This is a genomic window from Thiobacillus sp., assembly GCF_018780105.1.
In the GTDB taxonomy this organism is placed as follows: domain Bacteria; phylum Pseudomonadota; class Gammaproteobacteria; order Burkholderiales; family Thiobacillaceae; genus Thiobacillus.
This window is the reverse complement of record NZ_JADMKC010000006.1, coordinates 25528-49033: the sequence shown is the minus strand read 5'-3', so window position 1 is coordinate 49033 and position 23506 is coordinate 25528. Positions and strand designations below refer to the sequence as shown.

Annotated in this window: 27 protein-coding genes; 6 read left to right on the top strand and 21 right to left on the bottom strand. The window is 62.0% G+C overall.

Going from position 1 to position 23506, the window contains the following annotated elements; translation table 11 throughout:
- Positions 1-35 precede the first annotated feature (35 nt).
- From IV098_RS06425 to IV098_RS06365, 13 genes are all read right to left on the bottom strand, one after another.
- Positions 36-959 carry an MBL fold metallo-hydrolase gene (locus tag IV098_RS06425; RefSeq protein WP_296887205.1) on the bottom strand — a complete coding sequence of 308 codons (924 nt, stop codon included), beginning with the start codon at positions 957-959 and terminating at the stop codon, positions 36-38.
- 14 nt (positions 960-973) lie between these two features.
- The gene (locus IV098_RS06420; RefSeq protein ID WP_296887203.1) at positions 974-1417 is read right to left on the bottom strand and encodes a hypothetical protein; all 444 of its coding nucleotides are present in this window, start codon (positions 1415-1417) and stop codon (positions 974-976) included.
- 148 nt (positions 1418-1565) lie between these two features.
- Positions 1566-1856: a thioredoxin family protein gene (locus IV098_RS06415; protein WP_296887201.1), complete on the bottom strand. Its 291-nt coding sequence runs from the start codon at positions 1854-1856 to the stop codon at positions 1566-1568.
- Between the two features lie 43 nt (positions 1857-1899).
- Positions 1900-2187 carry a hypothetical protein gene (locus tag IV098_RS06410; RefSeq protein ID WP_296887199.1) on the bottom strand — a complete coding sequence of 96 codons (288 nt, stop codon included), beginning with the start codon at positions 2185-2187 and terminating at the stop codon, positions 1900-1902.
- 13 nt (positions 2188-2200) lie between these two features.
- A complete protein-coding gene (locus tag IV098_RS06405; RefSeq protein WP_296887196.1) occupies positions 2201-3256 on the bottom strand; it encodes a permease in 1056 nt (351 codons plus the stop codon).
- A 141-nt stretch (positions 3257-3397) separates the two neighbouring features.
- Positions 3398-4477, bottom strand: a complete 1080-nt coding sequence (gene arsB, locus IV098_RS06400; RefSeq protein WP_296887195.1) for an ACR3 family arsenite efflux transporter — start codon at positions 4475-4477, stop codon at positions 3398-3400.
- The gene (locus tag IV098_RS06395; RefSeq protein WP_296887193.1) at positions 4474-4971 is read right to left on the bottom strand and encodes an arsenate reductase ArsC; all 498 of its coding nucleotides are present in this window, start codon (positions 4969-4971) and stop codon (positions 4474-4476) included. The genes arsB and IV098_RS06395 overlap by 4 nt, the downstream gene beginning before the upstream one ends.
- Positions 4972-4998: 27 nt before the next feature.
- Complete coding sequence (locus IV098_RS06390) at positions 4999-5424, bottom strand: arsenate reductase ArsC (RefSeq protein ID WP_296887191.1); 426 nt, start codon at positions 5422-5424, stop codon at positions 4999-5001.
- 66 nt (positions 5425-5490) lie between these two features.
- Positions 5491-5973 carry an ArsI/CadI family heavy metal resistance metalloenzyme gene (locus IV098_RS06385; RefSeq protein ID WP_296887189.1) on the bottom strand — a complete coding sequence of 161 codons (483 nt, stop codon included), beginning with the start codon at positions 5971-5973 and terminating at the stop codon, positions 5491-5493.
- A complete protein-coding gene (locus IV098_RS06380; protein ID WP_296887187.1) occupies positions 5970-6320 on the bottom strand; it encodes a metalloregulator ArsR/SmtB family transcription factor in 351 nt (116 codons plus the stop codon). The genes IV098_RS06385 and IV098_RS06380 overlap by 4 nt, the downstream gene beginning before the upstream one ends.
- A gap of 338 nt (positions 6321-6658) precedes the next feature.
- Complete coding sequence (locus IV098_RS06375) at positions 6659-7279, bottom strand: hypothetical protein (RefSeq protein ID WP_296887185.1); 621 nt, start codon at positions 7277-7279, stop codon at positions 6659-6661.
- A gap of 13 nt (positions 7280-7292) precedes the next feature.
- Positions 7293-7706, bottom strand: a complete 414-nt coding sequence (locus IV098_RS06370; protein WP_296887183.1) for an EF-hand domain-containing protein — start codon at positions 7704-7706, stop codon at positions 7293-7295.
- Positions 7707-7762: 56 nt separating this feature from the next.
- Positions 7763-8053 carry a hypothetical protein gene (locus IV098_RS06365; protein ID WP_296887181.1) on the bottom strand — a complete coding sequence of 97 codons (291 nt, stop codon included), beginning with the start codon at positions 8051-8053 and terminating at the stop codon, positions 7763-7765.
- Positions 8054-8227: 174 nt separating this feature from the next.
- On the opposite strand from IV098_RS06365, the gene ompR reads away from it, so the two are divergent.
- A complete protein-coding gene (gene ompR / locus IV098_RS06360; RefSeq protein WP_296887179.1) occupies positions 8228-8938 on the top strand; it encodes a two-component system response regulator OmpR in 711 nt (236 codons plus the stop codon).
- A gap of 2 nt (positions 8939-8940) precedes the next feature.
- Positions 8941-10236: an ATP-binding protein gene (locus tag IV098_RS06355; protein ID WP_296887177.1), complete on the top strand. Its 1296-nt coding sequence runs from the start codon at positions 8941-8943 to the stop codon at positions 10234-10236.
- On the opposite strand, the gene IV098_RS06350 is transcribed toward IV098_RS06355, so the two are convergent.
- From IV098_RS06350 to guaB, 4 genes are all read right to left on the bottom strand, one after another.
- Positions 10175-11821 (bottom strand): NAD(P)/FAD-dependent oxidoreductase, encoded by a 1647-nt coding sequence (locus IV098_RS06350; protein WP_296887175.1) that lies wholly within the window; start codon positions 11819-11821, stop codon positions 10175-10177. The genes IV098_RS06355 and IV098_RS06350 overlap by 62 nt on opposite strands.
- Entirely contained in the window at positions 11805-13049 is a 1245-nt protein-coding gene (locus IV098_RS06345; protein WP_296887173.1) for a TIGR03862 family flavoprotein, read from the bottom strand. The genes IV098_RS06350 and IV098_RS06345 overlap by 17 nt, the downstream gene beginning before the upstream one ends.
- A 113-nt stretch (positions 13050-13162) precedes the next feature.
- Positions 13163-14725, bottom strand: coding sequence for a glutamine-hydrolyzing GMP synthase (gene guaA, locus IV098_RS06340; RefSeq protein ID WP_296887171.1), 1563 nt, complete (start codon positions 14723-14725; stop codon positions 13163-13165).
- A 96-nt stretch (positions 14726-14821) separates the two neighbouring features.
- On the bottom strand, positions 14822-16282 hold the full coding sequence (guaB, locus tag IV098_RS06335) for an IMP dehydrogenase (RefSeq protein ID WP_296887169.1): 1461 nt from the start codon (positions 16280-16282) through the stop codon (positions 14822-14824).
- Between the two features lie 222 nt (positions 16283-16504).
- On the opposite strand from guaB, the gene IV098_RS06330 reads away from it, so the two are divergent.
- On the top strand, positions 16505-16831 hold the full coding sequence (locus IV098_RS06330) for a hypothetical protein (RefSeq protein ID WP_296887167.1): 327 nt from the start codon (positions 16505-16507) through the stop codon (positions 16829-16831).
- Between the two features lies 1 nt (position 16832).
- Entirely contained in the window at positions 16833-17321 is a 489-nt protein-coding gene (locus IV098_RS06325) for a DUF4124 domain-containing protein (protein WP_296887165.1), read from the top strand.
- 26 nt (positions 17322-17347) lie between these two features.
- Here IV098_RS06325 and IV098_RS06320 read toward each other — a convergent pair whose 3' ends face one another.
- Both IV098_RS06320 and IV098_RS06315 read right to left on the bottom strand, forming a co-directional pair.
- The gene (locus IV098_RS06320; RefSeq protein WP_296887163.1) at positions 17348-17701 is read right to left on the bottom strand and encodes an RnfH family protein; all 354 of its coding nucleotides are present in this window, start codon (positions 17699-17701) and stop codon (positions 17348-17350) included.
- Positions 17698-18132, bottom strand: coding sequence for a type II toxin-antitoxin system RatA family toxin (locus IV098_RS06315; RefSeq protein WP_296887160.1), 435 nt, complete (start codon positions 18130-18132; stop codon positions 17698-17700). The genes IV098_RS06320 and IV098_RS06315 overlap by 4 nt, the downstream gene beginning before the upstream one ends.
- A 49-nt stretch (positions 18133-18181) precedes the next feature.
- On the opposite strand from IV098_RS06315, the gene smpB reads away from it, so the two are divergent.
- Complete coding sequence (gene smpB, locus IV098_RS06310) at positions 18182-18631, top strand: SsrA-binding protein SmpB (protein ID WP_296887158.1); 450 nt, start codon at positions 18182-18184, stop codon at positions 18629-18631.
- A 593-nt stretch (positions 18632-19224) separates the two neighbouring features.
- A complete protein-coding gene (mnmH, locus tag IV098_RS06305) occupies positions 19225-20280 on the top strand; it encodes a tRNA 2-selenouridine(34) synthase MnmH (protein ID WP_296887156.1) in 1056 nt (351 codons plus the stop codon).
- A 15-nt stretch (positions 20281-20295) separates the two neighbouring features.
- Here mnmH and IV098_RS06300 read toward each other — a convergent pair whose 3' ends face one another.
- Both IV098_RS06300 and IV098_RS06295 read right to left on the bottom strand, forming a co-directional pair.
- Entirely contained in the window at positions 20296-21243 is a 948-nt protein-coding gene (locus IV098_RS06300) for a Dyp-type peroxidase (protein WP_296887154.1), read from the bottom strand.
- The gene (locus IV098_RS06295; protein WP_296887152.1) at positions 21224-23362 is read right to left on the bottom strand and encodes a bifunctional (p)ppGpp synthetase/guanosine-3',5'-bis(diphosphate) 3'-pyrophosphohydrolase; all 2139 of its coding nucleotides are present in this window, start codon (positions 23360-23362) and stop codon (positions 21224-21226) included. Before IV098_RS06295 ends, IV098_RS06300 begins: the two co-directional genes overlap by 20 nt.
- Positions 23363-23506 lie beyond the last annotated feature (144 nt).

Sequence of the window (23506 nt, the reverse complement as noted above, 5' to 3'; positions counted from 1 at the left end):
ATTTGATGACAGATTCCCGGCAAGGCGGGCAAAAACTACTGCGACTCGAACTCGGTGAATGCACGGTTCATGTTGGCGCGATGCAGGCCTGTGTAGTTGTCCAGATGGCGGAAGGCAGGCAAGTCGGCATAGCGATCCAGCGTCGCATCCATCGGTTCCATGTCCTTTGCCGCAGCACCGATCTTGCCGGCCAGAAAATCGTAATAGTCGCCGCTCTCGCGCTGCGCCTGCTCCAGCTTGCAGACGCGGCCATGACCGGGAACGATCCACGCCGGCTGCAACGCGGCCATGGCCTGGAAAGCCGTCTGGCTGTGTTTCACGCTGGACCAGGGCAGGATGCCCGCCAAGCGGTCGACAAAAACCAGATCGCCGCTGAACATCACGCCGCGCTGCGGCAGCCAGACCCAGGCATCCCCCGGGAAATGCGCATCGGTGTAAGCCAGCCTCAGCGTCTCGCCCCCCAGCTCCAGACTGACGGCTTCGCCCGCGTAGGTTTTGGGCGCGGGCAACGGCTGCGTGCCTTGCATGCGGTCGCCCAGCATGCGCTGCAAGCTTGCCATATGCTGGGTGGAGAACTCAGCCTGGGTGGCCGCGGTGCGGGCAAGCGCAATGACTTCGGCGCCCTTGCCGGCGAAATAGGCGTTGCCCAGCCAGCGGTGATCCTGGCTGCCGGTATTGATGACCCAGCGCACCGGCTGCGCGGTCACTTTGCCGATCGCGGCCGCAATCTTTTCGGCGCCAAGACGGCTCGCGCCGGAGTCGATCAGGATCACCCCTTTGGGCGTGACGATGAAGCCGAAGCTGGCGTTGAGGCCGTCATTGTCCACGCTACGCTGGCCCAGCGGACCAACGATGGCATAGACATTTTCGACGACCGGTTCGGCTCTGGGTTGAAATGCATCGGCCGCATGGGCGCTCAGGGCGAGAAGAAACAACAGGGGAGCAAGCAGGGTACGCATGTTCGATTCCTTGATTATTTGAGGCGATAGCCCGCATGGCAGGCCACGCAGCTGGCGGTGACCTTGCCCAGCGCGTCCAGCACGCGCGGCAGGTCGCGGGTGACCGCCGTTTCCTGGGCGACAACGGCAAACCGGCTGGCCGACTGGTGCATCGCGGTGCCGGCTTCCTGCATGCCCTTGGGCATGAAGCCCGCCATGTGGCTCGCGCCATGCGACTGCAGCGAACTCATGCCGAGACGCTTTTCGGCGATGTCGGCCGCGGCGCCGTAGTTGCCGAGCGCCAACGCGCTCTGGATTTCATGGAGGGAAAGCAGGTGCTCGCGCATGTTCGCCAGCATGTGGCTGCGCATCATGGCGGGCATGTCGACCGCCACCCGGCTGTCGTCATCGGACGCCAGGACGACAGGCGTGATCAGCAGGCTGGCCAAAACAAGGGTAGCGAAGTGTATGGGGGTCATGGATGATTGATCCGGCAAGTTGAAATACCGGATCAATATAGCAAGCCGGCTGTCAGGCAGGCCGATCCTTTTCATACCATCTCTTGCTGCGGTTCACGGTCCTCGTTAGCGTACATATCTACCCCCGCGCCGACGTATGCCCCTGGCGTCAACAACACTTCCCGCCGCTGCAGCAGCTTCCGGCGGGCACGGCCGTCACGCCGCCGGCCAGCCAGCCAGCGATTTTTTCGCGGCTGGGCACGCCGCCCGCATGCACAACCTTGCCGTCGATGACGACGCCGGGGGTGGACATGACGCCGTAGCCCATAATGGCCTGGATGTCCTCGACCTTCTCGACCTGCACCGGCACGCCCTTTTCCGCGGCGATGTCCTCGATGAGTTTGGCGGTGGTCTTGCAGTTGGCACAGCCGGTGCCCAGAACCTTGATGGTGGTGCTCATGGTGTACTCCTCAGAACGCGATTGAAAAAACGGGATTGAAAAATCAGCAGCAGGATTGCCCCGACGCGGTGGGGGTGCAGCAGGCCTCGCCCGCGGAAACCGTAGGCACGCAACCGGCCATCGCCTGATCGAAACTATGGTCGAGCTTTTCGCCCGCCTCGTCGCGAATGTGGCGGGCGATCTCGACGACGGCGTCGATGTGCGCCTGCGAGACGCCATAAGACCGAAGCCGGTCGACCTGGCACAGCCCCTGTTTGGGATGATTGGCCGCGATGTTCGCCGCCAGCGAGACCAGGGCGGCGATGGCGGGATGAAGAGGTGTATCGCTCATGCGGCTTCCTTTATCAAATCAGGACATTGAACACATAGCCCACCAGCAGGATGCCGGCGGCGACGACCCCCACGAAGGTGGCGATCAGGCGGGGCTTGAGCACCTTGCGCAGAATGATCATTTCCGGCGCCGACAGCGCGATCACGCTCATCATGAACGCCAGCACGGTGCCCAGCGCCGCACCCTTGGCGAGCAGGGCCTGGACGATGGGGATGACGCCCGCCGCGTTGGTGTACATCGGCACGCCGATCAACACGGCCGCGGGCAGCGCCCACCACGGCGCGTCGTGCCCCATGATCGAGGCCATGAAGTCCTCCGGCACGTAGCCATGGATGCCGGCGCCCAGGGCCACGCCCAGCACGATGTAGATCCACACCTTGGCGACGATTTCGCGCACATGGTGGAAGCCGTTCTCGACGCGCTCGCCCCAACTCATCGTGCCTTCGACGATGGCGGACGGAACCTGCGAGTTCTGCATGGCGCGCACCCAGTCCTCGAGGTGATGCTCCATGCCCAGCTTGCCGATGACGATGCCGGAGAGGATGGCGACCGCCAGCCCCATCACCAGGTACAGGACAGCGATCTTCCAGCCGAACAGGCCGAACAGCATCGCCAGCGCAATTTCGTTGACCATCGGCGCGGCGATCAGGAAGGAGAAGGTCACGCCCAGCGGCACGCCGGCCTGCAGGAAGCCGATGAACAGCGGCACCGCCGAGCACGAGCAGAACGGCGTCACGATGCCCAGGCTGGCTGCCATCGCGTTGCCGCTGCCCAGGCGGCGGCCGGACAACAGCGCACGGGTGCGCTCGGGCGAGACGAAGGTATGCACGATGCCCATGACAAAGACGATGCCAGTCAGAAGCAACAGCACCTTGGGCGTGTCGTACAGGAAGAATTGCAGCGCACCGCCCAGATGGCTGGCGCGATCCACCGGTAGCGCCGCCACCAGCGCCTCGGAAGCCGGGATCAGCGACCGATACAGGGCGAACCAGATCGCGGCGGCGACGACGAGGAACAGGATGGGCTGCTGGCTGGGCCAGCGTCTGAGTTGAAGGGCAAGGGCATTCATGGTTGTCAGCTTTTTATGGAACGCGTGGGGAAGACGAACGACCCGGCAAAAGGATAAACCATCGGAAAAACCGTGCCGGAGCAAGTCGTGTCGTTCAGAGCCCCCAGTCAGTTCGATTCCATTGCCGGCGAGATGACGCTTTCAACGAATCGGCAATCCCGCTTCGTACCAGCCCTTGCTGCGATTCACAATTTTTACCACCAGCAGCATCACCGGTACCTCGATCAGCACGCCGACCACGGTGGCGAGCGCCGCGCCCGACTGGAAGCCGAACAAGGCAATCGCCGCCGCCACCGCCAGCTCGAAAAAGTTCGACGCGCCGATCAGCGCCGAGGGACAGGCCACGCTGTGCTTCTCGCCGACCTTGCGGTTGAGCCAGTAGGCCAGCCCCGAATTGAAGAACACCTGGATCAGGATCGGCACCGCCAGCAGCGCGATGATCAGCGGCTGCGCGATGATGGCCTCGCCCTGGAAGGCGAACAGCAGCACCAACGTAGCCAGCAGCGCCAGGATGGAGGCGTGGCCGAGCTGCGCCATCACCGCATCGAACGCGGCCTGGCCGCGCTTGAGCAGGATCTTGCGCCAGATCTGCGCCAGGATCACAGGGATCACGATGTACAGCACCACCGAGATGATGAGCGTGTCCCACGGCACCACAATGGCCGACAGGCCGAGCAGCAGACCGACGATGGGCGCGAAGGCGACGATCATGATGGCGTCGTTCAGGGCCACCTGCGACAGCGTGAAATACGGATCGCCGCCGGTGAGCCGGCTCCACACGAACACCATCGCGGTGCACGGCGCGGCGGCCAGCAGGATGAGGCCGGCGACGTAGCTGTCGAGCTGCTCCGCCGGCAGATACGGCGCGAACAGATGGCGAATGAAAATCCACGCCAGCAGCGCCATCGAAAACGGCTTCACCGCCCAGTTGACGAACAGCGTGACGCCGATGCCTTTCCAGTGCGACTTCACCTGATGCAGCGCGCCGAAGTCGATCTTCATCAGCATCGGAATGATCATCACCCAGATCAGCAGGCCGACCGGCAGGTTGACCTGCGCGATTTCCATGCGCCCCAAGGCCTGAAACGGCGCCGGAAAGAGCTGGCCAAGCGCCACCCCGGCGACGATGCACAGCGCCACCCACAGCGTAAGCCAGCGCTCGAACACGCTCATCGGCGCGCCGGCGGCGCGCTTACCCGTTACTTCGCACTGTGCGCTCATGCTGTCTTCCCGATTTCGCGCACGGCCTGTTCCAGCTTCATCTTGTCGAGCGAGGCGAACGGCAGGCTGACGAACATGCAGATGCGGCGCTGCAGCTGGTTCATCGCGTCGACGAAGGCACGCCGCTTTTCCTCGTCCGTGCCGGCAACCGCCGCCGGGTCGGGAATGCCCCAGTGCGCGGTCATCGGCTGTCCCGGCCACACCGGACACACTTCGCCCGCCGCGTTGTCGCATACGGTGATGACGAAATCGAGATGCGGCGCATCCGGCTGTGCATATTCGTCCCACGATTTGCTGCGCATGGCGCGGGTGTCGAAATGGTTCTTTTCCAGCAGTTCCAGCGCGAACGGGTTGACCTGCCCCGCCGGATGACTACCGGCGCTGAAGGCGCGAAAACGGCCCTTGCCCAGATTGGTGAGAAGGCCTTCGGCCAGGATCGAACGTGCCGAGTTTCCGGTACACAGGAACAGCACGTTGTAGACGGGTTCAGTCATGACAGGTCTCCGCGATGGCTGGGAAAATCAGGCTGCGGCCTGCAGGCCGAATTTTTCGCGCACGGCCGCAATCAAGCGGGTGCGAATGTCGTCGCGCACTGTGAGGAAGCTCTCCAGCGGTTCGCCGTGCGGGTCGTGGAACGGCAGGTGGATTGCCGGGATCGGCTTGGGGAAAATCGGGCAGGCTTCCTTGGCGTTGTCGCACACGGTCACCACCAAATCGATGTTTTCGTTCATCACGGCATCGATGTCCTTGGGGTGCAGGCCGTCGGTGTTCAAACCTGCTTCTTTCAGCGCTGCGATGGCGCCATCGGCCACTTTGGGCTGCGGCTTGGTACCGGCAGACAGCGCGCGCACCTGACCGGCGAGATCATGGTTCAGCAGCACTTCGGCCATTTGCGAGCGGCAGGAGTTGCCGGTGCACAGCACCAGCACGGTATAGGGTTGAGTCACGGGATTTCCTCGAAGTTGAATGAAATGGAAGGTTTGGATGGAACGGATTTCAGCCGTAGCGAAGGCTCAACAGCAGCCCGACGCCTGACCTTTGACCGGAATGCAGCCGGAGACTTTGGCCACGGCAGGTTCGGGCACGCAGCACCCGCCTGCGCGCACTTCGCCTTCCTCGGCCGCGCCGAACACGGGAATGCTGTCGAGCGTGTGATAGGTTTCCCACGCGATGCCGGTCGGGTCAGTTGCCCAGTATTTGTCCGACTTGGCATAGCAGCAGGCGGTGCCCATTTCCTCGATCACGTCGGCCTCCAGCTTTTGCAGGCGGCCGCTCATCTCGGCCAGTTCATCGGCGTTTTCCACCTGCACGCCCAGATGGTTGAGGCCCGGGGTCGCGCCGCGCGCCGAGATGGCGAAGTTGACGCGCGGATCGTCGAGCATCCATTTCGCGTAATCGGTTTTGGTGACGGTCGGCTCGCTGGCGAACATCGTGGAATAGAACTTGATGCTGGCGGCGAGATCGTCGACCGCGACGTGCACATGCAGGCGTTTCATGATGGCTCCTTTTCGGTAGAACAAACGGGTGAGCACACAGGTGAATGGACCGGCGTGCAGGGATTGCCGCCGCAGCAGTTTTCGGTGAGGTAGGCCACCAGCGCATTCATCGCTTCGAATTGCGCGGTGTAGATGACGAAGCGCCCGTCCTGGCGCGAGGCGGCCAGCCCGGCATGGCTGAGTTCCTTGAGATGAAACGACAGCGACGACGGCGGGATGGCCGTGAGTTCACTGATTTTTCCTGCGGGCAAGCCGCCGGGGCCTGCCTGGACGAGCACACGGAACACCGCCAGGCGTGAAGCCTGGGCGAGTGCGGCAAGGGCAAGAACAGCGTCTTTGGTTTCCATATTTCGATAATAGTCGAAACATGGAAACAATAACAAGCCCCGTTTAATTAATTTTTAAAAACGGGGGCTGTTCACGCGCATTCCATGCCCGGGTTGGCGCCTTGCCGTACAGCCCCGCCCTAGACCCGCCCATCCAACAGCAGGTAGGCAAACGCCAGGCACAGCACGGCGACAATCAGGGTTGCACGCATGGCATCAGGGCGCCGGCGCGGGCGTGACGGTGGTGCTGTGCGTGTGTGTCTCGCCGTTGAAACCCGTGCTCGTGAGCGTGCGCGTGGCGCTGCCGTCGGCGTGCGTCACGTCCAGCACGCGGCTGGCGGTCTGGCCTTCGCGAGTGGTCAGGCTGTTCGTACGGGTCGTCCCGAATCGGTGCGCACAAGGCTGCCCGATGTGATGCCGGTCTTGCCGCTGCCCGTGGCGTAGCTGCCGGTGCTGACATACCCGTCCGCCGTAGGCGTCACCGTCTTGTCGGTACTCAGGCTCTTGCCGGTGGTTTCGTTGAGGCGCGTGGTTTCCACCGATCGGCTGCCGTCGTCGTTTTTGCTGATGGCGCGATCCATGCTCACGTCCTGGCCTTTGAAGTTCGTGCCTTCGCCATGCACCACTGCGCCGCTGTCGGTTTTCTGCCCGGATTTGTTCCAGCTGGCCGTGTTGCCGTTGCCGTTGGTGACGCTGCGGTCGGACGACCAGCTACCCGCCTCGCGGTTGCGTTCGCGGTTCAGCGACGATGCGCCGCTGCGGCCGTCGGCATGCTGCCAGCTGGTTTCGCGGTTGAGGCTGCCGGGCTCGCGTGCGGTGTAGCATTGATACGTGCCACTGCCGCCGCGGCTGTTCTGCCAGCCGCCGCCGCCCTGGCGCTCGCGCGCTTCGGCGGCGGTGGCGCTCATAAAGGCGCCGGCCAGCAAGCCGCCCATGAGGGCAAGCGCAACAGGGTTCAAAGCCGTTTTCAATACGTACATGATGGAATTCCTTTCAGGGTGGGGGTGCATCGCCGCCGGGCGGTGGCCGCATGTTTTCGCGGCGCATTTGCATGCGCTTGCGGATCGCGTCGCCGAGCTCCTGCTCGCTCGCCAAGCCATCGCCATTGCTGTCGATGCGATCGAAGTGTTGTGCCATACCGGGACGCAGTCGGGTCATCTCTTCCCGACTCAACTGCCGGTCGCCATTGCTGTCCGCCTCCTTGAAGCGGGCGCGGGCGCGTTCGCGAATCGCCTCGCGGCGTGCTTCGAAATCGCCGTTCGGGCGCCGCGCTTCGGCATCGACATCGCGCCGCATGCGGCCCCAGTCCGTTTCCGTCGCCGGGGGCGGCGCGACCTGTGCCAGCGCCGTGCCACCCTCTACAAGGGCGAGCAGCGCAGCAGCAATGAGAAACGGAGCGGATTTCATGGGGCGTCCTGGAGGGTTCGATGATCCCGGATTCTATTCAACCCGGCTCAATTTAATCAGCGGCGATCCGGACTGGCCCCGGGGCCACCCTGCGGACCGGGCTGGTTTTCCCAGTTGGTGCCCGGGCCACCGGCATGGCCGGGCGGATTGTTGTCGCGACCGTAGCGTGCGTAATGGCGACGATCCGGGCTGGCGCCGGGACCGCCTTGCGGACCGGGGCGATTTTCCCAGTTGGTGCCAGGACCGCCTGCATGTCCCGGAGGATTGTTGTCGCGGTCGTAAGCCAGGGCAGGCAGGCTCAGTGTGGTAGCCAGAACCACGATGGCGAATGCGGTTTTGCGTGTCATGTCGGTCTCCAGAAATCGAATAGGCGTGAACGGTTTGTCCACGCTGTGCATTCTGGGCAGGCCATGTAAACGCCGCTTGTCGGTACGCGGGAATAGTGTAAGGATTTGTTTCCGGCGAGCCTGCGGAAACATTCGGAAACAATCGCCAGGCGACCGCAGCCATACTCTGTACCCATGACAAGCGATCAAACCAAAATCCTGCTGGTGGACGACGACCTGCGTTTGCGCGATCTGCTCGAGCGCTATCTGGCCGAACAGGGCATGAGCGTGCGCACGGTGGCCGATGGCCGTGCGATGGATAACGCACTCGAACGCGAACGCTTCGACGTGCTGGTGCTCGACTGGATGCTGCCGGGCGAGGACGGCTTGTCGATCTGCCGCCGCCTGCAGGTCAGCCATGCCGAGCTGCCGATCGTGATGCTGACGGCCAAGGCCGACGAAATCGACCGCATCGTCGGCCTCGAAATGGGCGCCGACGACTATCTGCCCAAGCCCTTCAATCCGCGCGAACTGGTGGCGCGCATCAAGGCGGTGATGCGCCGCCGGGTGGCTGCACCGCCGGGGGCGCCCGCGCCCGACAACACCGAACTGAACTTCGGCGCCTGCCGACTCAATCTCGGCACCCGCGAACTGTTTCGTGACGCCAGCAAACTGCCTCTCACCAGCGGCGAATTCGCCGTGCTGAAAGCGCTGGTCGAGCACCCGCGTCAGCCGTTGTCACGCGAGCGGCTGATGGTGCTGGCACGCGGACGCGACCACGAAGCCTACGACCGCAGCATCGACGTGCAAATCTCACGACTGCGCAAACTGATTGAAAGCGATCCCGCCGCGCCGCATCACATTCAGACTGTGCGCGGCTTCGGCTACGTATTCGTGCCGGACTGAACATGCTGCCAAACACCCTGCTGGCGCGCACCGTGCTGCTGATCGGCGCTTTGCTGCTGATCAGTCTCGCCGCCTGGCTCACCCTGTTCAATCTGGCCGAGCGCGAACCGCGCGCGCACCAGATCGCCACCCGTGCAGCGGCCGTGGTCAAACTCAGCCGCGCCGCCCTGCTTGCTGCCCAGCCCGACCGGCGGCAGGCATTGCTGCAGGAACTGTCGCAGCAGGAAGGCATCCGCATCGTGCCGATGGAGCCGGAAGAAGCCTTCCTGCCGCCGCCCGAGCAATCGATGCAGCGGCTGATCTGGCGCGAGCTGCAAACCCGGCTCGGCGAAGACACCCTGCTGATCGGCGATGTCGAAGACAACGAGGCGCTGTGGATCAGCTTTCAGCTCGGCCCCGACGATTACTGGCTGGTGTTGCCGCGCGTCGCCCTGCGGCCCAGCCTGACCTGGCAATGGATGGGCTGGGGTGCGCTGACGCTGCTACTGGCGTTTGCCGGCGGTTGGGTGTTGGTGGCGCGTATCAACCGCCCTTTGCGCGACGCCGCGACTGTGGCCGCGCGCGTCGGGCGCGGCGAATTCGACGCGCGCCTGAACGAACAGGGACCGGATGAGATTGCCGCGCTGGCGCAGGCTTTCAACCGCATGAGCGCCGACCTCGCCGAGCAGGAAAGTCAACGCGCGCTGATGCTCGCCGGCCTGTCGCACGACCTGCGCACCCCGCTCACCCGCCTGCGCCTCGCGGTCGAAATGCAGGTGGACGATCCGAACGAACGCACGGCGATGGTGCAGGACATGGACGACATGGATACGCTGACCCGGCAGTTCATGGAGTTCGCACGGCCGCAGCAGGAAGCGGCCAGGACGACACTGGATATCGATGCGCTGTGCCACGAACTGGCTGACAGTTTCTGCCAGCGCGGTTTGGTCGTGACGGTTCGAGGCGCAGCTGGCCTTGCCCGACTACCCGCCGAAGGCCTGCGCCGTGCTATCGGCAATCTGCTGGAAAACGCTCACCGCTACGGCGCACCACCAGTGGAACTCGAACTTGCTCGAAGCGCGGATGCGGTCTGCATCACCGTCAGCGACCGGGGTCCGGGCTTGCCGGATGCGGAACTCGAAGCCGCCAAACGGCCGTTCTGGCGAGGCAACGCCGCACGCACCGGTGCGCAGGGTACGGGCCTGGGTCTCGCCATCGTCGAACGCTACGCGCAGCTGTCCGGCGGCAGTCTCGTGCTCAGTAACCGCAATCCGGGTTTGGCCGCGCGCCTGAGTCTGCCGCTGGCAGCCCAAGCATAGCCCGCGCCACCGCCTCCGCGACCTTGATGCCGTCGACCCCGGCCGACAGGATGCCGCCGGCGTAGCCCGCCCCCTCGCCCGCCGGATACAGGCCTTTGACGTTGAGACTCTGGAAATCGTCGCCGCGCGTGATGCGCAGCGGCGACGAGGTGCGGGTTTCGACGCCGGTCAACACCGCATCTTTCATCGCAAATCCCTTGATCTGCTGGTCGAACGCGGGGATCGCTTCACGGATCGCGGCGATGGCGTAATCCGGCAGGCTGGGTGCGAGATCGGTCAGGTGCACGCCCGGTTTGTACGACGGCTCGACACTGCCGAGCTGGGTGGATGCCTTGCCTTGCAGGAAGTCGCCGACCAGTTGCGCCGGCGCGTCGTAATTGCCGCCGCCCAGCTCGAATGCGCGCGATTCCAGCTGGCGCTGCAGTTCGACCCCCGCCAGCACTCCGCCTGGAAAGTCCGCCGGCGTAATGCCCACCACGATGCCCGCATTGGCGTTGCGCTCGTTGCGCGAATACTGGCTCATGCCGTTGGTGACGACACGGCCTTCTTCCGAGGTGGCGGCGACCACGGTGCCGCCGGGACACATGCAGAAGCTGTATACCGCGCGACCGTTCTTGGCGTGGTGCACCAGCTTGTAATCCGCTGCGCCGAGCAGGGCATTGCCCGCGTTCGGCCCCAGCCGGGCCTGGTCGATCAGCGACTGCGGATGCTCGATGCGAAAGCCGATGGAAAATGGCTTGGCTTCCATGAACACGCCGCGCGCGTGCAGCACCTCGAAGGTGTCGCGTGCGCTGTGGCCGAGCGCGAGGATGACGTGATCGCTGCGCAAGGTTTCGCCGCTGGCGAGCGTCACGCCGCGAATGTGTCCTGCCTCGATCAGCAGATCGGTGACACGCTGCTGGAAGCGGATTTCACCTCCGAGCGATTCGATTTCATGACGCATGGTCTCGACCACGCCGACCAAACGAAACGTGCCGATGTGCGGCTTGGCCACGTAGCGGATTTCTTCGGGTGCGCCGGCCTTCACGAATTCGGCGATGACCTTGCGCCCGTAATGCTTGGGATCCTTGATCTGGCTGTAGAGCTTGCCGTCGGAAAACGTCCCCGCCCCACCCTCGCCGAATTGCACGTTGGATTCGGGATTGAGCGTGTGTTTGCGCCACAGCCCCCAGGTGTCCTGGGTGCGCTCGCGCACCGCCTTGCCGCGCTCCAGCACGATCGGCCTGAAGCCCATTTGCGCCAGCACCAGCGCGGAAAAAATACCGCTGGGACCGAAGCCGACGACGATGGGGCGATGCGATAAGTTGGCGGGCGCATGGCCGACGAAGTGATACGCCATGTCCGGCGTGGGTGCCAGATTGCGATCGTTGCGGAATTTCTTCAGCAACGCAGCCTCGTTGCCGACTTCGATGTCGACCGCGTATACCAGCAGCAGCGCATGCTTTTTGCGCGCGTCATGGCTGCGCTTGAAAATGTTGACGCTCAACAGTTCGTCATCCTTCAGCGCCAGGCGTTGCAGGATCGCTGCGCGCAAGGCGTCTGCAGGATGGTCAAGCGGCAGTTTGAGTTCAGTCAGTCGCAGCATGGAGGGCCTTCAAATAGTTCAGGGCACCCTGCCCTGCCGCGCGCCCGCTGGCAAAGCAGGCTGTCAGCAGATAGCCGCCGGTGGGCGCCTCCCAGTCGAGCATTTCACCGGCGCAAAACACGCCGGGTAGCGTGCGCAACATCAGGTTTGCGTCCAGCGCATCGAAACGCACGCCGCCCGCGCTGCTGATCGCTTCGTCGAGGGGGCGGGTTGCGTCAAGCGTGAGCGGCAGCGATTTTATCGCGTGGGCGAGCTGCAGCGGGTCGTTCAATTGCGCGGGCGTCAGGATTTCGCGCAGCAGCGCCATTTTCACGTCCTTGATTCCGGCGCGGCTTTGCAGGTGGCTGGACAACGAACGCGCGCCGCGCGGATGCGCCACTTCGGCAATCACCCTTGCCAGCGGTTTGTCCGGCAGCAAATCCAGTTCGAGCGTGACCGCGCCCTGCGCCGCAAGGGTGTCGCGCAACGCGGCGGACAAGCCGTAGATCAGGCTGCCTTCCACGCCTGTGCGCGACAGCAGCAGCTCACCCTTGCGCGCGTGCATTGCCCCGGTTTGATCCGCGAAGCGAACGCCCAGCGTCTTTACCGGTTGCCCGGCAAACCGGCTGAGCAGATGCTCGCTCCAGCCGCCCGCCACGTCGAATCCGCAATTCGACGGCCGCAAAGGCGACACCGCCACCCCGCGCCCAGCCAGCACAGGCAACCATGCGCCATCCGATCCCAGGCGCGCCCAGCTGCCGCCGCCCAGTGCCAGCACCACCGCATCGGCCCGAATCCGTTGTTCTCCGTCCGGGGTCAGGAAAAGCAGTTCGCCCACATCCGTCCAGCCCTGCCAGCGATGCCGCACATGAAACCGCACCCCGGACTGACGCAGCCGGTGCAGCCAGGCGCGCAACAGCGGCGCGGCTTTCATGTCCTGGGGGAAAACACGGTTCGACGAACCGACAAAGGTCTCGATGCCCAGCGCGTGGCACCAGGCACGCAGATGGGCGGGGGGAAATGCATCGAGCAGGGGCTGAAGCTCGGCGACGCGTGTGCCGTAACGCGTCAGGAAAGACGCGTAGGGTTCGACATGGGTGATGTTCATTCCACCCACGCCCGCCAGCAAAAACTTGCGGCCAACCGAGGGCATCGCATCGAACACGCCAACCTGAGCGCCGCCCTGCGACAGCACTTCGGCCGTCATCAGGCCAGCGGGACCGCCGCCAATGACGGCGACAGTCGTCATTACCGATCCGCTCCGATAGAGCATCGAAAAATCACGGCCTGCGCGTCGCGGACAGGCCTTTTCGGCGGGTCGATCCCCGCTCTGCGGGGCCCCTCGCCCATCCCCTCAAAGTCTTACTCCCACTCGATCGTTGCCGGCGGCTTGCCCGAGATGTCGTAGACCACCCGGTTGATGCCGCGTACTTCGTTGATGACACGATTGGACACTTTGCCGAGCAGGGTATACGGCAGCTCAGCCCAGTGGGCCGTCATGAAATCGCTGGTGACGACGGCGCGCAGCGCGACGACGTAATCGTAGGTCCGGCCGTCACCCATGACGCCGACGGACTTGACCGGCAGGAAAACGGCAAACGCTTGCGAGGTTTTTTCGTACCAGCCGGCCGCGCGCAGCTCTTCGATGAAAATGGCATCGGCACGCCGCAGCAGTTCAGCATATTCGGCCTTGACTTCGCCGAGGATGCGCACACCCAGTCCAGGCCCGGGGAAAGGATGGCGATACACCATGTCGTGCGGCAAACCGAGCGCGACGCCGAGTTCGCGCACTTCGTCCTTGAACAGCTCGCGCAGCGGTTCGAGCAGCTTCAGATGCAACGTGTCAGGCAGTCCGCCGACGTTGTGGTGACTCTTGATGGTGTGCGCTTTTTTGGTTTTGGCGCTGGCCGATTCGATCACGTCGGGGTAGATGGTGCCCTGCGCCAGCCATTTGGCTTTGGGCAGTTTTTCGGCTTCTTCCTGGAATACGTGGACGAATTCGCGGCCGATGATTTTGCGTTTCTGCTCCGGATCGGAGACGCCGGCGAGCTCCTTCATGAAACGTTCGCGCGCATCGACGTGGATGACCTTGACGCCGAGGTTCTCGGCGAAGGTCGCCATCACCTGCTCGGCCTCGTTCAGGCGCAACAAGCCGTTGTCGACGAACACGCAGGTGAGCTGCGGGCCGATGGCCCGGTGCAACAGTGCGGCCACCACCGAGGAATCGACGCCGCCCGACAGGCCCAGGATCACTTCGTCGCTGCCGACTTCGCTGCGCACCCGGCCAATCGCCTCGTCGACGTAATCCGGCATGTTCCAGTCGCCTGCGCAGCCGCACAGATCGCGCACGAAACGGTCGAGGATGGCTTTGCCCTGCAAGGTGTGGGTGACTTCGGGGTGGAACTGCACGCCGTAAAACTTGCGGTCTTCGTCGGCCATCGCAGCGATCGGTGTCGCCGCGTTGCTCGCCATCAGCTTGAAGCCGGGCGGCAGCGCGGTGACCTTGTCGCCGTGGCTCATCCACACGTCGAGCAGGCCGTGGCCTTCGTCGTTTGCCCGATCCTGAATGTCGCGCAGCAACGCCGTGTGGCCGCGCGCGCGGATTTCGGCATAGCCGAACTCACGCTTGGCAGCCGACTCGACCTGGCCGCCCAGCTGCGCCGCCATGGTCTGCATGCCATAACAAATCCCCAGTACCGGCACGCCGAGCGTGAACACGACTTCGGGTGCGCGCGGCGTTTCGTCCTCGTAAACCGAATTCGGCCCACCCGACAGAATGATCCCCGACGGGGCAAAATCGCGCACAAATGCATCGCTCACGTCATTGGAATGCAGTTCGCAGTAAACCCCGGCCTCGCGCACACGCCGCGCGATGAGCTGGGTGTACTGGGAACCGAAGTCGAGAATGAGAATTTTCTGGTGCATGGCGGGGAAACCGGTAAGGCGTTAGGGGTGAGGCGTTCGGGGTTCAGCGCGCGTGGGGCAGTCGGTGGCAAAGCACGCCGTACCCCCGCGCCTGACTCACTCCACGCGGTAGTTCGGCGCTTCCTTGGTGATCTGCACGTCATGCACGTGCGACTCGCGCACGCCGGCCGAAGTGATTTCGACGAATTCAGCCTTCGCATGCATATCGGGAATGCTGGCAACACCAAGGTAGCCCATTGACGAGCGCAAGCCGCCCATCAACTGGTGAATCACGCTGAGCACGCTGCCCTTGTAGGGCACGCGGCCTTCGATGCCTTCGGGCACCAGCTTTTCGGCGCTCTTTTCATTGTCCTGAAAATAACGGTCGCTGGAGCCCTGCTGCATCGCGCCGAGCGAACCCATGCCGCGATACGACTTGTAGGAGCGTCCCTGGAACAGTTCGACTTCGCCCGGCGCTTCTTCGGTGCCCGCCAGCAGGCCGCCCAGCATGACGCAGCTCGCGCCCGCAGCAATGGCCTTGGCGATATCGCCCGAGTAACGAATGCCGCCGTCGGCGATCACGCCTACGCCGCTGCCCGCCAGCGCATCGGCCACATTGGTAACGGCCGTAATCTGCGGCACGCCGACTCCCGCAACCATGCGGGTGGTGCAGATCGAGCCCGGACCGATGCCGACCTTGACCGCATCGGCGCCATGATCAACCAGCGCCTTCGCAGCTGAAGCGGTGGCGATGTTGCCGCCAATGACCTGCACTTCGGGGAAATGCTGTTTCACCCATTTGACGCGGTCCAGCACGCCCTTGGAGTGACCGTGGGCGGTATCGACCACGATCACATCGACCCCTGCAGCAGCCAATGCGGCCACGCGTTCTTCGGTGCCTTCGCCGGTGCCGACCGCCGCGCCGACGCGCAGGTGGCCCATCGCGTCCTTGCATGCGTAAGGGTGTTCGCTGGATTTCTGGATGTCCTTGACCGTCACCAGACCGCGTAACTCGAATGCATCGTTCACCACCAGCACGCGCTCCAGGCGGTGCTTGTGCAACAGCGCCATGGCCTCGTCGCGGCTCGCGCCTTCCTTCACCGTCACCAGCCGCTCTTTAGGCGTCATGATGTTGGCGATCAACTGATCGAGCTGGGTTTCAAACCGCAGGTCGCGGTTGGTGACGATGCCGACGACCTTGCCGCCATCGATCACCGGCAGGCCGGAAATATGCTTGGCGCGGGTGATCTCCAACACCTGACGCACCGTCATCTGCGGCGCTACCGTAATGGGATCCTTGACCACGCCGGACTCGAAACGCTTGACCGCCGCCACTTGCGCGGCCTGCAACTCGGCGCTCATGTTCTTGTGGATGATGCCGAGGCCACCTTCCTGCGCCAGCGCAATGGCCAGACGGGCCTCTGTCACTGTATCCATCGCGGCGGACAATAGGGGCAAATTCAGGGTGATGGTGCGTGTCAGCTGGGTCGAAAGCGTGACTTCGCGCGGGAGAATGGCGGAATGGGCGGGAACGAGCAGAACGTCATCAAACGTCAGCGCTTTTTGCAAAACACGCATGGTCTATCCTTGAACGCAAAGCGGAATTATACGTACCCGGCACCGCCCGCACAAACCACCCGCTTGCCCTGCCTGAAACTTGGTCGTAATTTACCAAGGCCAAACAGGCGTCAAATGGTTGACTCACGCCGATGATGCGACTAACTTTGCGGCAGCATGACAGGCAGGGTGGGTAGAAATTGCTCGACCCTGAACACCATACAACTCAAGGAGACAAAACCAATGTCCAAAGTACTGCTTACCCTGACCTCCGCCGCCCTGCTGATCCTGGCGGGTTGCGCCAGCACCCCAGAGCCCACGGCCAAAGCGGAACCCGCGACAATCAGCGCCGAAGCACAAGCCGCACTCAGCGCCGCGCAGGCCGACGTCAAAGCCGCCAAGGCCAAAAATGCTTTGTGGACGACCTCCGAGAGTGCACTGAAGTCCGCCGAAGAGGCCGCCAAGAAGGCCGATAGCGCCACCGTGATCAAGCAAGCCAAACTGGCAAGCGATCAAGCCAAGCTGAGCAACGCTCAACTCAGCTACCCCGAGCTCAAAGTTGGCCAATAAGTTGAAACTGGCCGGCCTAGACCTGCAAGCCTTCCGGATTTATGCCGGAAGGCTTTTGTTTTTGGGGGTGCTGGCATGCTCCGCTCACGCCCAAGCCGATCTCTACAAATGGACCGATGCGCAAGGCAAAGTGCATTACACCGATCAGCCGCCGACACTGAACAGCCAGACGATCAAGCGCAGTACTGCAGGCCAGGCCGAAACCACGACCCAGGCGACCCAGTCGCTCGACGCCAAGGAGCAGGATTACCAGAAGCGCCGCAAGGAGGCTGAAGAAGCTCGCGCCAAAGCGGAAAAAGAAGCGGAAAAGGCACGTATCGCACGCGAAAACTGCGACAAGGCACGCAAAAACCTCAGTACGCTGCAAAACGCCAACACACCCAATATTTACAGCAAAAATGCTGCTGGACAACGCGTCTACATGGATGATTCTGCACGCGCCAGCGCACTGGCCAACAGTCAAAAAAGCATCGCTGAATACTGTAAATAAGCTCGCTTATCGCGTCGGCGCCCGATTTAGCCAGCTTCCGCAGTGTCTGCCTCCGCCGTTTTCCCTACCGCATCGCCGCCGCCTTTCTTGGTGACTTTGCCTTCCTCCGCGCGCTTGCGCCGCACTTCCTTCGGATCCGCAATGAGCGCTCGGTATATTTCCACCCTGTCCTTGTCGCGCACGACTTCATCCAGTTTGACCAGCTTGCTGAAAATACCCACCTTGTTTTTGGCCAGATCGATGTCTGGAAAATTTTCCAGCACGCCAGATGCGTGAATCGCGTCAGAAACAGTCGCACCTGCGGCAAGCTGGACGTGCAGCAAGGGTTGCGCATCAGGCAGTGCGTACACGACCTCAACCTGGATAGTTGGTGGATTCATACGGGATACACCTCGTCAGCACGACGCACAAAGGCATCGACAAAAGTATTGGTGATGTGACTGAAAACGGGCGCCAGTATCGTTTCCAGCATCCGGTTGGAGAACGCATACTGAAGCCTGAATTCGATCTTGCAGGCATCGTCACCCAACGGGGCAAACAACCAGTCGCCCGACAATTCCGAGAAAGGACCATCCTGCAGCTTGATCCGCATTTCATGCGGGTGGCGCTTGGTGTTCTCAGTGGTAAAGCTCTGACGTATCCCCATATAGGCGATATGTATCGTCGCCACTGTATGGTTTGCATCACGCAGCTTCAACTCGGTGCCCCCGCACCAGGGCAAAAAAATCGGGTAATCCTCAACCCGATCAACCAACTCGAACATGAGTTCAGGGGTATGCGCCACCAGCACACTTTTTTCTACCCGCGCCATGTGTACCTGAAGCCTTGTAAAATTAAGGATTGTACTGAAGCCCTACGCCATGAGCATTGCCGATAACAAAAAAGCCTTCCACGATTATTTCATCGAAGAAAAATTCGAGGCAGGCCTCGTGCTCGAAGGCTGGGAGGTCAAAGCCATCCGCGCAGGCCGGATTCAACTGAAGGAGGCCTATGTCGTCATCAAAAATGGCGCGGTCTATCTGATCGGCTGTCACATCAGCCCGCTTTTGTCTGCCTCGACCCACATCCTCCCCGACCCTACACGGTCGCGAAAATTGCTGCTCAATGCGTCAGAAATCAACAAATTGATCGGCAAAACCGAGCGGGCCGGCTTTACCCTGGTGCCGCTCAACATGCACTTTTCCAAAGGGCGGATCAAACTGGACATCGGTTTGGCAAAAGGCAAGAAGCAGCACGACAAGCGTGCGAGCGAGAAAGACCGCGAATGGGAACGAGAAAAACAGCGCCTGGTTCGTTCGGCGCAGAATTGAAACGTCCAATCAACCGCACAAAGGTCAGCGTGCGGTCTCGCCACCGACAAACGGGCGAAATGAGTCGCCAGTCGGTCTATTAGAACCATTGCATATGCTGAGATTTCGGCATATGCTGACAACATCTCGACAAGCTGGGACATGAATCATGTCAGCCCTGCCCGTTTATCAAGTTGAATTTATCCCTCTGGAACGCCGCTTGGGTGATCGCCGTATCGCCTCCAGCCATGCCGCGTTGCCGCCCAACGTCACAACTGACCGGCGCAAGTCAGTCGTAGTGGGTCGGCGTACAGAAGACCGGCAGTCCATGCCGCTTAAACTCGTTTAAGCACTCTGTCACTCAAGCCTGACGTTAAGCGTCGGGCATTGACTGTCTGTTTCAATTGCGTAACCAACCAAACGGGCCAGCTTGGCCCTTTTTTCATTTTATCTTCACATTATAAATGTGCGTCCGCCAGGCGCCGCCTGCAAGTACCCAGGTCTGTTTCAACAAACCGCATGACGTGCGTCTCCGGATAACTTCCCGCCCCCATCTGCAGTCGTGTCAGAATTGCCCCGTTTGATCGCACCCATTTTCAGAAAGCAGAATCCGCTTGAGCATCGCCACCGTTTCAGATCTCCTCACGTTTGAAGAAGTCATCGATGTGCGCTCGCCCGGCGAGTATGCGGAAGACCACATCCCTGGTGCAATCAATCTGCCCGTGTTGAATGATGCCGAGCGAGAACGCGTCGGCACACTCTACAAACAGGTATCGTCATTCGAGGCCAAGAAAGTCGGGGCAGCGCTGGTATCGCGCAATATCGCACACTATCTGGAAAGCTACCTGGCCGACAAGCCCAAGTCGTATCGCCCATTGGTGTATTGCTGGCGCGGTGGCAGCCGCAGCGGATCGCTGACGCACATCCTGCAAAAAATCGGCTTCGGTGCGACACAACTCGATGGTGGCTACAAAGCCTACCGGCGGCATGTCATAGCCGAACTCGCCAAGCTCCCGGCACAACTGACTTACCGGGTCGTCTGCGGCCCGACCGGAAGCGGTAAAAGCCGATTGTTGCAGGCGCTTGCCGAGGAAGGCCTGCAAGTTCTGGATCTTGAGGTACTGGCTGCCCATCGCGGATCCCTTCTGGGCGCTCTGCCGGACCAGGCGCAGCCCACACAGAAAAGTTTTGAAAGCGCCATCTGGTTCGCCCTCACCCAGTTCGACCCTGCACGCCCGGTGTTTGTGGAATCGGAAAGCAAAAAAATCGGGGCATTGCGCGTACCTGAAGCGTTGATCACTTCCATGCGCGCAAGTCCCTGCGTAAGACTGGAGGTACCGCTGGCTGCGCGCGTCCAATTGCTGATTGAGGACTACGCGCACTATCTGACCAACGCCAGTGCAATCAACAGCCAGCTATCCCGTCTGGTTGCATTGCGCGGCAACGATACCGTGCAGGCCTGGCATGAACTGGCCAACCGGCAAGCCTGGGATGAGCTGGTTGCGTCCTTGCTCGAGCAGCATTACGACCCGGCTTATCTCCGCTCCTTGTCGAACAACTATCCTTCAGAGGCAAGCGATTTAAGCTTTAACAGTGCTGACTTGTCCAGTGCGGGGATGCAACTGCTGGCGCAAAAAATCAAGGCGGCCTGCCCGGCACACGCTCAGTAAGCGGCCGAACGCGCCCTAGCCCAGAGCAGTAAGATCAATCACGCCATCCACCACCGGCGGACACCAGTAGTATCCGCCGGTAAGCGGCCGGGTGAAGCGGAATAACGCGTCCGTGATGCCATCATCATGCCCCGTCATGCGGCGCAACTGGGCCTCGAAGGCATCGAACGACTTGCCGAAGGCGAGGAAGACCAGGCCGGCATCCGCCCCTTCCACCCAGGGCATTGAACGGCGCACGACGAAAGCCTCAGGTTCGAAGTCCTCCTGCGCAGTGCGTTTGACATGGGCCGATTTCGGCGCATCGTCGAGTTCTTCGTTGCTCTCCTGATCGCGACCGAAACAGTTGTTCTGTTCCCTGCGCGACATGGCGTCGAATACCGGAAAGTCATGCAGCCATTGCTGCACAGCAGCAAAGCTGGAGCCGTCGATACCCGCGCCCAGCCCCTGCGCTAGGGCTGCCTCGATGGCGGCTTCATCCTTGGGGTTTTCAGTACCGTCTTCGTAACCAGTCAGATCGCGGCAATCCTGATGGCGGAAGCTGACGACCGCCTGTGTCAGTTTGAAAGCCGGTGCGATCAGCGCCTGCAGGGCGTGACCGTGCAGCAGCAGATCTCCGGGTTCGTCGCCACGCAGCCACAACCATAACGCCTGCTGGGTTACCGGGATCGCGGGCTGCGCATCCGGCAACAGCGGAAATGCGCGCAATCCGGCAATTTCGCCTCCCAGTGCCTGGATGACGCTTTGCCCGATTCCCAGCACAGCCGACCGGCCGTCACACGCTATAGCCAGCGCCTGCAAGGCATCGCGCGGATCGACAGCGGAATTCAACTCGAAAAAAAGGTGGCGCGCATGGTCAGGAATCAGGTCAAAAATTGCGGCTTGGGCTGTCATGATTCGAGAGGATTCATTCAAAAAATTGGGAGAAAATGCCAGCGTACCTGGCCTAGCTGCGCCTGACTTCAATCACATTCTGTACATGCTGCAAACGCGCCAGCAAGCGGGACAATTGCTGCAACTCCTTGATACGCACCGTAATTCGCATGGTGGCATATTCGCCGCGACTCTCGGTGTTCACGCGCAGTACGTCGAGCCGATCTTTGGCAATGACATCGGAGATATCGCGCAGCAAACCCTGACGGTCAAATGCCTTCAGCTGGATGTCGACTTCAAAGGCCGCACCCGCATCGAGCACCCATTCGGCCGCCATCATTCGCGCCGGGTTGGCGCGCCGTAGCGCGGCACAGTCCGCCCGATGCACGGTGAGGCCGCGACCAACCGTGGTGTAAGCGACGATGGCATCCGGCGGCTGAGGCTTGCAGCAGCGCGCCAGCGACATCGGCACATCTCCCAGTCCCGGAATAATGACCGGATTTCCCGACTTGGCGCGTGCACGCGGTTTGGCTGTGGGCATCAACGCCGGCGCAGCTTTTGCCGGATCCTGCAAGGCGTTGATCAAATCGCGCTGGCCCACATCGCCGCGTCCCAGTGCGGCAAAAAACTCATCCAGCTTGCCGAACTTCAGTCGCTGCGCAAGCTTTTCCTGGTTCGCGTCAACCACACCCAATCGTTTCAGTTCCTTGTCCAGCAGCGAGCGACCAAGGCTGACCTGTTCACCCACATCGCGCTGGCGAAACCAGGTCCGTACTTTCGAACGCGCGCGATGTGTGACCAGATATCCCAACGCCGGATTCAGCCAGTCACGGCTCGGCTCACCTTCCTTCACGGTGATGATCTCTACACGCTGACCATTCTCGAGTGCCGTGTTGAGCGGGACCATGCTGCCATTGAGCTTGGCACCGCGACAGCGGTGACCCAGATCGGTGTGCAATGCATAAGCGAAGTCCACCGGGGTTGCGCCGCGATCGAGCGCAACCACCCGCCCCTGCGGGGTCAGCACATAAACCTGATCCTGGAACAACTCGGTCTTGAACTGTTCGGTAAATTCGCTGCTATCGGCTACGTCGTCCTTCCATTCGAGAATGCGCCGCAGCCAGGCGATTTTTTCTTCATACTGCGGGTCCTGCTTGCCGCCTTCCTTGTAGCGCCAATGTGCGGCCACGCCCAATTCGGCATGCTGGTGCATGTCGAAGGTCCGGATCTGCACCTCAAGCGCACGCGCCTCCGGCCCGATCACGGCCGTATGCAGGGACCGATAGTCGTTTCCTTTGGGTTGCGCGATGTAATCGTCAAATTCGCCTGGTATCGGCTGCCACAGGTTATGCACCAGCCCCAGCACCGTGTAGCAATCGATCTCATGGCGGACCAGCACGCGCACTGCGCGAATGTCGTACAGCTGCTCGAAGCTCATGCGCTTGCGCCGCATTTTGTTGACGATGCTGGCAATGTGCTTGGGACGCCCGGTGACCTCGGCCTCGATCCCATGCAATGCCAATTCACCCTGTAGCCGCTCGATAATGCCCTTGATGTAGGCTTCCCGGTCGATGCGTTTCTCGTCGAGCTGGGCTGCAATGGTCTTGTAGGTGTCGGGCTCGAGATAGCGAAACGCCCAGTCTTCCATTTCCCACTTGATCTGCCACACACCCAGCCGGTTGGCCAGTGGCGAAAACAGTTCGCGCGCCTGCTGGCCCAGCGCCTCACGCGTCGCGGCGTCCTGGCTCGCGGCACAACGCAGCGCGTGCGTCCGCTCTGCAAGTTTCACCAGCACGACGCGAATGTCCTCCACCATCGCCAGCACCATCTGACGCAACGCCTCAAGCTGGGCATGGGGGTCAATGCGCTTGTCGGTCGCGCTTGTCGCCAGCGCCTCGATACGGGCCATCGCAGCCACACCCCGTGCCAGCCGCGCTGCGGTACCAAAAGTCGAATCGAATTCTGGCGCAGAGTCCGAACAGGCATGCAGCAAAGCAGCCGCAACGGCATCGGCCCCTACCCTTAATTCTGCAACGATCAGTGCAGTCCCTACGCTGTGGGAGAAAAGCTTGCTGTCCAGTTGAGCGTACGCGTAATCCAGCGCACGCCAGGGTGTATCGTTCTCCGCCACCGGCAGTACGCGAGCGAGTGCCTGCCGGGACGATTCCAGGTCAGTCGCATCGAAACAGCGAGGGCGGACAGGTTCGTTCATTTTTCAGGTGCTCAATATTCCCCTGCCAGGGTCAAGCGATGTGCGCCCACACTAGAAACGCAGCATCGTTCCATATGCGAAGCACGACTCAACTTCTGGTTGGCAATCTGAAAGCGCACAAGTTTGAGCAGCACTAGCTGCCCC